This window comes from Planomonospora algeriensis, from assembly GCF_977012225.1.
Genome location: NZ_CDRNDK010000261.1, coordinates 1 through 9,031 on the forward strand (window position 1 = coordinate 1; position 9,031 = coordinate 9,031).

At 72.7% G+C, this 9,031-nt stretch carries 10 protein-coding genes and 1 pseudogene; 5 read left to right on the plus strand and 6 right to left on the minus strand.

Annotation, left to right across the window (positions count from 1 at the left end):
- Positions 1 to 51: 51 nt before the first annotated feature.
- Positions 52 to 720 carry an AIM24 family protein gene (locus tag ACWJ6R_RS23465; protein ID WP_449064298.1) on the minus strand — a complete coding sequence of 223 codons (669 nt, stop codon included), beginning with the start codon at positions 718 to 720 and terminating at the stop codon, positions 52 to 54.
- Between the two features lie 254 nt (positions 721 to 974).
- Here ACWJ6R_RS23465 and ACWJ6R_RS23470 point away from each other — a divergent pair.
- From ACWJ6R_RS23470 to ACWJ6R_RS23485, 4 genes and pseudogenes are all read left to right on the plus strand, one after another.
- Positions 975 to 1,928: pseudogene (locus ACWJ6R_RS23470) on the plus strand (hydantoinase/oxoprolinase N-terminal domain-containing protein); the annotation flags it as partial.
- A 38-nt stretch (positions 1,929 to 1,966) separates the two neighbouring features.
- The gene (locus tag ACWJ6R_RS23475; protein ID WP_449064299.1) at positions 1,967 to 3,049 is read left to right on the plus strand and encodes a hydantoinase/oxoprolinase family protein; all 1,083 of its coding nucleotides are present in this window, start codon (positions 1,967 to 1,969) and stop codon (positions 3,047 to 3,049) included.
- Positions 3,046 to 4,221 carry a hydantoinase B/oxoprolinase family protein gene (locus ACWJ6R_RS23480; protein ID WP_449064300.1) on the plus strand — a complete coding sequence of 392 codons (1,176 nt, stop codon included), beginning with the start codon at positions 3,046 to 3,048 and terminating at the stop codon, positions 4,219 to 4,221. Before ACWJ6R_RS23475 ends, ACWJ6R_RS23480 begins: the two co-directional genes overlap by 4 nt.
- Positions 4,221 to 4,910: a hydantoinase B/oxoprolinase family protein gene (locus ACWJ6R_RS23485; protein WP_449064301.1), complete on the plus strand. Its 690-nt coding sequence runs from the start codon at positions 4,221 to 4,223 to the stop codon at positions 4,908 to 4,910. The genes ACWJ6R_RS23480 and ACWJ6R_RS23485 overlap by 1 nt, the downstream gene beginning before the upstream one ends.
- Before the next feature lie 93 nt (positions 4,911 to 5,003).
- Here the strand turns inward: ACWJ6R_RS23485 and ACWJ6R_RS23490 are convergent, their stop codons facing one another.
- Together ACWJ6R_RS23490 and ACWJ6R_RS23495 are read right to left on the minus strand one after the other, a co-directional pair.
- Positions 5,004 to 5,288 (minus strand): helix-turn-helix domain-containing protein, encoded by a 285-nt coding sequence (locus ACWJ6R_RS23490; RefSeq protein WP_449064302.1) that lies wholly within the window; start codon positions 5,286 to 5,288, stop codon positions 5,004 to 5,006.
- The gene (locus ACWJ6R_RS23495; protein ID WP_449064303.1) at positions 5,288 to 5,785 is read right to left on the minus strand and encodes a DUF2975 domain-containing protein; all 498 of its coding nucleotides are present in this window, start codon (positions 5,783 to 5,785) and stop codon (positions 5,288 to 5,290) included. Before ACWJ6R_RS23495 ends, ACWJ6R_RS23490 begins: the two co-directional genes overlap by 1 nt.
- A gap of 188 nt (positions 5,786 to 5,973) precedes the next feature.
- Between ACWJ6R_RS23495 and ACWJ6R_RS23500 the strand changes: the two genes are divergently transcribed.
- Positions 5,974 to 6,543 (plus strand): hypothetical protein, encoded by a 570-nt coding sequence (locus ACWJ6R_RS23500; RefSeq protein WP_449064304.1) that lies wholly within the window; start codon positions 5,974 to 5,976, stop codon positions 6,541 to 6,543.
- A 254-nt stretch (positions 6,544 to 6,797) separates the two neighbouring features.
- On the opposite strand, the gene ACWJ6R_RS23505 is transcribed toward ACWJ6R_RS23500, so the two are convergent.
- The 3 genes from ACWJ6R_RS23505 to ACWJ6R_RS23515 form a co-directional block, all read right to left on the minus strand.
- A complete protein-coding gene (locus ACWJ6R_RS23505) occupies positions 6,798 to 7,754 on the minus strand; it encodes a hypothetical protein (RefSeq protein ID WP_449064305.1) in 957 nt (318 codons plus the stop codon).
- 58 nt (positions 7,755 to 7,812) lie between these two features.
- Entirely contained in the window at positions 7,813 to 8,604 is a 792-nt protein-coding gene (locus tag ACWJ6R_RS23510) for an ABC transporter ATP-binding protein (protein ID WP_449064306.1), read from the minus strand.
- The coding region (locus ACWJ6R_RS23515; protein ID WP_449064307.1) for a GntR family transcriptional regulator at positions 8,601 to 9,031 on the minus strand (431 nt) is incomplete at its 5' end. The genes ACWJ6R_RS23515 and ACWJ6R_RS23510, both read right to left, overlap by 4 nt.

The window sequence follows — 9,031 nt, forward strand, 5'->3', positions numbered from 1 at the left end:
CCCGCCGTCCGCGGATCGGCCGCCGGGCGTCGCCGGGAGAGCGGGCCGGGGTCAGCCCCCCGCCTGCGGCACGACCGGGCCCTCGCTGGCCTGGACCAGGACGAAGCCCTGCCCCTGGAAGGCGAGCTGCACGGCCTCGCCGCTCCCGCGCCCGATGAGCGCCTTCGCCTTGAAGGTGCGGTTGACCCCCACCTGCAGCGAGGTGCTCCAGCAGACCGCCGACTGGCCGTCGGCGTAGGTCGGGCCCCGGGAGGCGTCGAGCATCGCAGGCGTGCCGTGCACGGTGACCGCCACCCAGCCGGTGCCGGAGACCGTGGTGTTGAACAGGCCGCCGGCGGCGATGCCCGCGCCCTGCACCCGGTTGATGTCCCAGGACAGGTGCGGGTCGAAGGCCAGCAGGTTCCTGCCGTTGACGGTGATCGCCTCGTTCTCCAGGTAGAACAGGTGCACGTCTTGGGCGTCGTCGGCGAGGAAGAGCACGCCCTGCCCGCGCACCCGCATCAGCGGCGCGCCCTCGCCGGTGACCATCTTCTTCAGGAACTTGCCGACGCCGCCGCCCTCGTAGTCGAAGTCCATCTGTCCCTGGAAGGCGACCATCGAGCCCTGCCGGGCCAGCACGTCCTCCCCGTTCAGCTGCACGCGCAGCATCTTGGGGTTCTGCAGGGTGAAGTGGCCGGGGATCTGGCCCTGGTCCAGGTTGCCGAAGAACGAACTGCGCACGGGGGACGCCTCTTCTGAATCAGACGGAACGGTCATCCGTTCAGCGATCGGGGCGACCGGAGAGTTCCCGGTACGGGCCCCGCCGCGCACCGCCGTACGCCGCCGCGCACCGCCGTACGGCACAGGCTGGACCGGCTGACGGGGGAGCCGTGCGGGGAGGGCGGGGGAGGGCGGCGAGTTGCCCAAGGGCCTCGGCGGGTTTCGGCAGGGTGCGCCGATTCGCGGGCTCGGCGCGACTGGGTAGACACGGGGGCATGCGCAGCGTCCGTATCGGCGTCGACACCGGGGGCACGTTCACCGACGTGGTCGTGGTGGACGAGCAGACCGGTGAGATCACCACCACCAAGACCCCCTCCACCCCGGCCGACCCGGCCGAGGGCTTCATGGCGGGCATCCGCAAGGTGCTCGGCCCGGCCGGAGACGGGGTGACCGTCTCGGCGGTGGTGCACGGCACCACGGTCGCCACCAACCAGCTCCTCGAGGACCGCATCGCCGACCTCGGCTTCGTCACCACCGAGGGCTTCGAATCCGTCCTGGAGATCGCCCGGCAGAGCGTCCCGGACGGCTACGGCAACTCCTACTTCTGGGTGAAGCCGCCCCGCATCGTCCCGGCGCACCGGGTCAAGGCCGTCGGCGGGCGGCTGGACCACACCGGCGCCGAGGTCCGTCCGTTCGACACCGCGGGGGCCGTCGCCGCCGCCCGCTGGTTCCGGGAGCGGGGGATCACCGCGATCGGCGTGTGCTTCCTGCACTCCTACGCCGACCCCGCGCACGAGCTGCGCATGCGCGAGGTCCTGGAACGCGAGCACCCCGAGGCGGTCGTCTCGATCTCCAGCGACGTGCTGCGCGAGTACCGCGAGTACGAGCGGTCGGTCACCACGCTCGTGGACGCCGCGGTCAAACCGACCATGCGCCGCTACCTGGCCCGCCTGTCCGAGCGCCTCGGCATGCCGTTCTCGGTGATGAAGAGCAACGGCGGCGTGCTCTCGGCGGCCGAGGTGGCGCACCAGCCGATCACCACCGTGCTCTCCGGGCCGGCCGCGGGCGCGCTCGGCGCCGCGCTGGTCGCCTCCGCCGCAGGGCACCCGTCGGTGATCACCCTGGACGGCGGCGGCACCTCCACCGACGTCGCCGTCGTGCTCGACGGGGAGCCGTCGCTCACCACCGAGGGCGGCGTCGGCCGCTACCCGTGCAAGATCCCGATGATCGACATCGTGACCGTGGGCGCGGGCGGCGGGTCGGTCGCGTGGATCTCGCCCGAGGGCACGCTCAAGGTGGGCCCGGCCTCCGCCGGCGCGACCCCGGACCCGTCTGCTACGGCCGGGGCGGCGCCGAGGTCACCGTCACCGACGCGCACGTCTTCCTCGGCCGGGTCCCCGCGCACCTGCTCGGCGGGGAGGTCCCGCTCGACGCCGACGCCGCCCGGCGGGCCGTGGAGGCGCTGGCGGCCGAACTCGGGCTGCCCCCCGAGCGCGCGGCGACCGGCGTCCTGGAGATCAGCGCGTTCAACCAGTCGAACGCCATCCGCCGGATCACCGTCAAGCGCGGCCTGGACGTGCGCGACTTCCCGATGGTGGCCTTCGGCGGCTCGGGGCCGCTGCTGGTCTGCCGCCTGATCGACATCCTCGGCCTGCCGTCGGTGATCGTCCCGCCCGACCCCGGCAACGTCTCGGCGTTCGGCCTGCTCACCGTGGACGTCAAGAACGACTACGTGCGCACCTTCGTCACCCGCGACCTGCCCGAGGAGACCGCCGCGGAGATCTTCGGCGAGCTGGAGGGGCGGGCGGCCGAGGCGCTGGCGCGCGAGGGCTTCACCGAGCCCGTCCTCGCGCGCAGCGCCGACCTGCGCTACTACGGCCAGGCCTACGAGGTCCGGGTGCCGGCCCCGGCCGGGCCGCCGGACGCGGCCTGGCGCGCCGAGGTGCTGGACCGCTTCCACGAGGCGCACCGCGCGCTCTACGGGTACGGCTACCGCGACGACCCCCGGCACGGCGTCGAGTGGGTCAACCTCCGCGTCTCCGGGATCGGCCCCATCACCCGCCCGGTGATCGCCGAACGCCCGCCGCGCGACCCGTGCGACCCGCCCCTCGCCCCGGCCGGCGCCCGCACCGTGCACTTCGACGAGGACCGGGCCGCCGGGGAGGACGGCAGGCGGGACACGCCGGTCTTCCGCCGCGGCGACCTGCGCCCCGGCGACGTGGTCCGCGGCCCCGCGGTGGTCGAGGAGTACGGTTCCACGCTCCCGGTGCACCCGGGTTTCACCGCCGCGGCCGACGGCCGCGGCAACCTCGTGGTCCGCCGCGAGCCGAGCGAGAGGGCAGGAGCATGACGGCCGCCGACCCGGTGCTGGTGGAGATCGTCGAGGGCACGCTCGCCTCGGTGGAACGGGAGGTCGAGACCGCGATCGCGCGCACCGCCCGCTCCCCGATGATCCGCGACGCGCACGACTTCCGCGCGGGCATCCACGACGTACGGCTGCGCAAGCTGACCGGCCGGTCCTACTCCGCGCTGGTCCAGCCGGTCGTCCGCGACTTCCCGGTGGCGGAGATGAACCCGGGCGACGTGTTCTTCCACAACGACGTCTACCTGTCGGAGGGCGGCATCGGCCACCTGCCGGACCTGTGCGTCACCGTCCCGGTCTTCCACGGCGGCGAGGTCGTCGCGTTCGTGCAGGCCTTCGGGCACCACGACGACATCGGCGGCTCCTGCCCGGGGTCGATGCCGTCGGGCGCGCGGAGCGTGTTCGAGGAGGGGCTGATGGTCCCGCCGATCAGGCTCTGGGACCGGGGCGTGCCCAACCGGGCCGCGCTGACCATCATGACGCGCAACTCCCGGATGCCCGACTCGCTCGCCGGCGACCTGGACGCCGAGTGCTCGGCCTGCCTGATGGGCGCGCGGCGCCTTGAGGAGCTGTTCGACCGCTACGGGCGCGAGGCCGTCGAGGACTGCTTCGAGGCGATCCTGGCCACGACCACCGAGACGTTCCGCCGGGAGCTGCTGGCGAAGATCCCCGAGGGCACGCACGTGTGGGAGGACTACGCCGAGCACGACGGCGTGGACCCGCCCCGGCTGCACGCCCAGCGCATCACCCTCACCGTCGACCACACCGCCGAGCGGCCCCTGGTCATCGACTTCACCGGGACCTCCCCGCAGGCCAAGGGGCCGATCAACCACGCGGGCGACTACGCCGACGGGGTGTTCCTGAAGAAGTGGCTCGCCCCGATCCTGCGCAACCTCGCCGACACCCCCGAGCGGATGGCCGAACTCGACGTCAACGAGGGCGTCGTCCCGCTGATCGAGATGCGCTTCCCGGCCAAGGGCACGCTGCTCACCCCGGTCTTCCCCGCGCCGACCAACGCCCGCACGTTCGTGATCCTGCGGCTGCTGGGCGTGCTGGCCGGGGCGCTGGCCAAGGCCACCGGCGGACGCATGCCCGCCGACCAGGAGACGATCCGCTACACCGGCGTGCACGGCACCGGTGCCGACGCGCGCCGTACCTGATGCGAGAGGTCCTGGGCGGCGGCTCCGGCGGGCGCCGGTACGCCGACGGGGAGGACACGATCCACGTCGTGCCGGACTCGCGCAACATCCCGGTGGAGTTCGCCGAGTCCCGCTGGCCGCTGCGGGTCGAGCGGCTGGGCCTGGCCGTCGACTCCGGCGGCCCGGGACTGCACCGGGGCGGCCTCGGCTACGACAAGCACATCCGGATGCTCCGCGACGCCTCGTTCATGTCCATCGCCGACCGCTCGATCCTGTCCTGCTGGGGGGTGAACGGCGGGCGGGCCGGGCGGCCGTTCACCGTGGAGATCGAGGGCCGTCCGATGGAGGGCCTGGTCGACGACGCGCCGGTGCGCGCGGGCGAGGTGATCCGGATCCGCACCACCGGGGGAGGGGGCTGGGGGTGCCCGCTGGACCGCCCGGCCGAGGCGGTGGCCGCCGACGTCCGCGACGGCAAGGTCTCGGTAGCGGCGCCCGCGACGACTACGGCGTGGTGCTGCACGGCCCGGCCGATGACCCGTGCGTGGACGCCGAGGCCACCGCGCTCCGCCGCGCCGGGCTGCGCGCCCTGCTCCCGGAGAAGGGCCCGTTCTTCGACCGGGGGCCGGGCTTTCCCGTGCTCTCCGGCGGCCTGCCGTACGCGGAGGTGGACCTGCTGTGATCCCCCATCCGGCGGGCGGCCCGCCGGATAAAAGGCTGATCTACTATGTAAAGGGGCAATCCGGGCGATCGCGTGAAACGGAATGCGGACGCCGGGCGGCGGCTCCGCCCGGCGTCCGCGCTCCTCAGGAACGGTCGCCGACGGCCGCCTCCTCCTGGGGTGCGGAGTCCTCCTGGGGTGCGGAGTCCTCCTGAGGCGCGGCGTCTTCGGCCTCCCAGCGCAGCAGGTCTCCCGGCTGGCAGTCCAGCGCCTCGCAGAGGGCCTCGAGCGTCGTGAAGCGCACCGCCTTGGCGCGGCCGTTCTTGAGCACCGCCAGGTTGGCGGGCGTGATCCCGACGCGGTCGGCGAGCTCGCCCACGGACATCTTCCGCCTGGCCAGCATCACGTCGATGTCGACGGTGATCGGCATCAGATCACCTCTTCGAGCTCGGCCCGCATCCGCGCCGCCTCGACGTCGCGCGCGACGGCCTGGGCGAGCAGCATCCGCAGCACCAGCACGACGAGCGCGACCCCCAGGACCGCCAGGCCGATCCCGCCGATCAGCAGGACGACGCCCGGGGGGACGGGGTCGCCCGGCGCCAGGACGACCCCGAGCGCGAACACCAGGAGGGCGGCGGCCGTGAACGCGCCGATCACGATGTCCACGTAGCGGAAGGCGGCGTGCGAGAACACCGTCCCGCGCCGCACCATCGTGACCAGCCGCCACACGCAGACCAGGACGACCTGGGCGGCCACGACGCCCAGGAAGACGATCGCGAGCAGCGGGGGGCGCAGGTAGGCGAACTCCGGGCGCAGCCCTTCCAGGTCGGAGGCGAGCAGCGGCACCATCACCGCCTGCACGAACACCGAGCCGGCGAGCAGCGCCGCGAGCACGGCGCGCAGCGTGTGCACGGTCAGCTTTCCCATCGTCTCTCCTTCTATCGAGCAACGATGAGAATCTATCGATATTCGATAGGAGTGACAAGAGGGCGGGGCGGCCGTCGAGGTGAAGATTCGGTGCGGACCCGCTGCTCATCGGCCTGTCGCATGCGACTGCGAACCTAGCGTGATGAATCCATCACGCTAGGTCATTGATCGGACTAGCATGATCCGTCGTGAATCCCCCGCACTCCGCCTATGTAGACGAATCCATGCGTGTGTCGTCCGGTCTGTACCTGATGGCGGCCGTACTGGTTCCCTCGGCGTGCGCGGAAGACTACCGGGCGGTCCTGCGGGGCCTGCTCCTGCGCAACCAGCGGCGGCTCCACTGGCGGGACGAGAAGGATAAGCGCCGTGTCCAGCTGGTCGAGGCCATCGGCGCCCTCCGGCCCTGCGGCATCGTCATCATCGGCACGGGCCTGGACCGCGGCCGCCAGGAGCGCGCCCGCAGGAAATGCATGGAGCGCCTGCTCTGGGAACTCGGCCGACGTCATGTGGGGGATGTCGTCTTCGAGCGCCGGCACAGTGAACTGGATGTTCGAGACAGGGACATGGTCGAAGCGCTGAGAGGTCGCCACGCGATGGCGCCTCGGCTGCGTGCTTCCTGGGAAGCGCCGGATGAGGAGCCTTTGCTCTGGTTGCCGGACATCGTCGCTGGTGCTGCTTCGCTGGCGGAAGCAGGGCAGGAGGCCTATTGGAAAGGGCTGGGCTGCGATCTGGATGCCGAGCGCTTTGCGGTGGATTGAAGCGGGACAACGCGAAGCCCGGGCTTCCGTCGTCCGGCGGTCCACCCGGGCTCACTTCCATTCCCCCCAGCAGGAGGCGGCAACGTCACTGTACCCATATGACAGCGTTCTGTCACCCGAATGGCGCGAAGCCCGGGCTTCCGTCGTCCGGCGGTCCACCCGGGCTCACTTCCACTCCCCCGTAGGGGGCGGCAACGTCACCGTACCCGTGCGGGTGCGTCCGACGGCATCGATTTCCGGCGGAGCTTGACGGCCTACACCCTGCGCCGGAGCGTGCGGTGGACGGTCAGGCCGGCGAACGCCAGGGAGGCGGCGGTCAGGAGGGCGGCCTCGGTCCACTGGAAGCGCCAGAACCGCGACGGCGGGTGGAAGTAGACCGCGTAGCGGTAGCCCTCGCCGAACAGGCACCGCTCGTACGCCTCCTGGTTCCGGCTGCTCCGCCCGGCGTCCGGCCGGCGGGGGCAGACCCCGGCGGCCGGATCCGCGAGTTCCCTTCCCGCGGGGTCGATCCAGGCCCCGCTCACCAGCCGGGCGTCGGGATCGGCGAGGAAGGTGGCGTCCGACAGCACGGTCCGCGCCGGTTCGGCGTAGTGATCGCTCAGGCCGAACAGGGTGAACATGGTCACCGTGATCCCCGCGACGACCAGCGCCATCGCCGGGAGGGTGCGCCGCAGCAGCGCCCCGGCCGCGGTGCCCAGCATGAAGGCGTACAGCCACCACGCGGCCGGGGCCACCCCGACCATGTTGAAGACGCCGATGTTGCCGAACAGGTCGTTCCGCTGGAAGACCGGCCGCCAGAGACTGACCATCACCGACAGCGCCAGCCCCGCGGCGGCCGCCAGGGCGCCGAGCACGGCGAGCTTGACGGCCAGCCAGCGGCGGACGGAGACCGACTGGGTCCAGACCAGCCTGTGCGTGCCGCGCTCGTACTCGCGGCCCAGCAGCGGCGCGCCCCAGAACGCGCCGATCAGCGCGGGGGCGATGATCGGCATCCAGCCGAAGACGGTGTAGACGGCGTCGTAGCGGTCGGCGAGCGCCGTCGCCAGGTCCCAGCAGGCGGGGGCGGAACCCGGGCAGCCGGGTGGCGCGTGGCCGGAGATGTAGAGCTCCGCTTCCACCGCCGAGCCGAGCAGGAGCAGGCCGAGCGCGGCCAGCAGGGCGGCGGTGACGAGGATCTGCGCCCGGTGCTGGCGCCAGGTCAGCCAGATCACGCTCTCACCGCCGCGGGGGCGGGCAGCGCGGCAGCCTCCGGGCTGCGCAGGTAGGCCATCACCAGCTCCTCCAGGTCGGCCGGGCGGGCGCTCCAGCGCGGGTCGGGCACCGGCGCGCCCCGTACCAGCAGCCGGACCTGCCTGCCGGTGCGGCTCGCCTCCACCACCCGCGCCGGCCGGCCGGGCCGTCGGCGAGACCGGCCGGGCCGGTCAGCAGCACGTGCTCGGTGAGCAGGTCGTCGATGTCACCGCTGACCTGCACCCGGCCGCCGTTGAGCACGACCAGCCAGTCGCAGCCCTCCCGCAGGTCGGCGATGACGTGCGAGGAGATCAGGACCGTCAGCGGGCGGTCGGCGACCTCGACCATGAGCGCCCGCATGACGTCGTGCCGGGCCAGCGGGTCGAGGTTGGCGAGCGGTTCGTCCAGCACCAGCAGGTCGGGGCGCCTGGCCAGTGCGACGGTGAGTGCGACCTGTGCCTGCTGCCCGCCGGAGAGCCCGGAGACCCTGCGGTCCAGCGGGATGCCGAGCCCGGCCAGCCGGGCGGCGGCGTAGGAGTCGTCCCAGCCGGGGTTCAGCCGCCGCCCGAAGGCGAGCGTCTCGGCGACCGTGAAGGAGTCGTACAGCGGTTTGTCCTGGGCCATGAAGGCGACTTCGCCCGCGACGCCGACCGTCCCGGTGGTCGGGGTGAGCAGTCCGACGGCCGTGTGCATCAGCGTGGTCTTGCCCGCGCCGTTGGGGCCCACCAGAGCGGCGACCCGGCCGGGCGGTACGGCCAGCGAGCAGTCGCGCAGCACCCAGCCGCGGCGGCGGCGCACGCCCAGGCCGGTCGTCTGAAGTGCGGGGGTCATGCCGTCTCCTCCCTCGGGGATCCGGCGAGTGCCAAGGCGAAGAGCGTCTCCATGTCGTCCCGGTCGAGACCGGCCGCGCGGGCCTGCCGTACCCACTCGTCCAGGCTCCGGCGCAGGGCGGTGTGCCCGGCCAGCCGGGCGCCGCCGATCGAGCGGCGGACGAAGGTGCCCAGTCCGGGCCTGCCTTCCACGAGACCCTCGCGCTCCAGCTCGCGGTAGGCCTTGAGCACCGTGTTCGGATTGATGGCGAGGGCGTCGACCACCTCCCGGGCGGTGGGCAGCCGGTCGCCCGGCCGCAGCGTGCCCAGTCGGAGGGCCTGTCTGACCTGCTGGGCGAGCTGGAGGTAGGTCGCCATCCCCGACCCCCGGTCGAGGTGGAACTCGATCACCGTAATCCACCCTTCACTATATATATAAGTGAAGTTGA

Coding starts and splice junctions, on each gene's coding strand:
- ACWJ6R_RS23490 (WP_449064302.1), bottom strand. CDS start 5,288: ATGCCGATCACCGTCGACATCGACGTGATGCTGGCCAGGCGGAAGATG.
- ACWJ6R_RS23510 (WP_449064306.1), bottom strand. CDS start 8,604: ATGACCCCCGCACTTCAGACGACCGGCCTGGGCGTGCGCCGCCGCCGC.
- ACWJ6R_RS23485 (WP_449064301.1), top strand. CDS start 4,221: ATGCGAGAGGTCCTGGGCGGCGGCTCCGGCGGGCGCCGGTACGCCGAC.
- ACWJ6R_RS23495 (WP_449064303.1), bottom strand. CDS start 5,785: ATGGGAAAGCTGACCGTGCACACGCTGCGCGCCGTGCTCGCGGCGCTG.
- ACWJ6R_RS23480 (WP_449064300.1), top strand. CDS start 3,046: ATGACGGCCGCCGACCCGGTGCTGGTGGAGATCGTCGAGGGCACGCTC.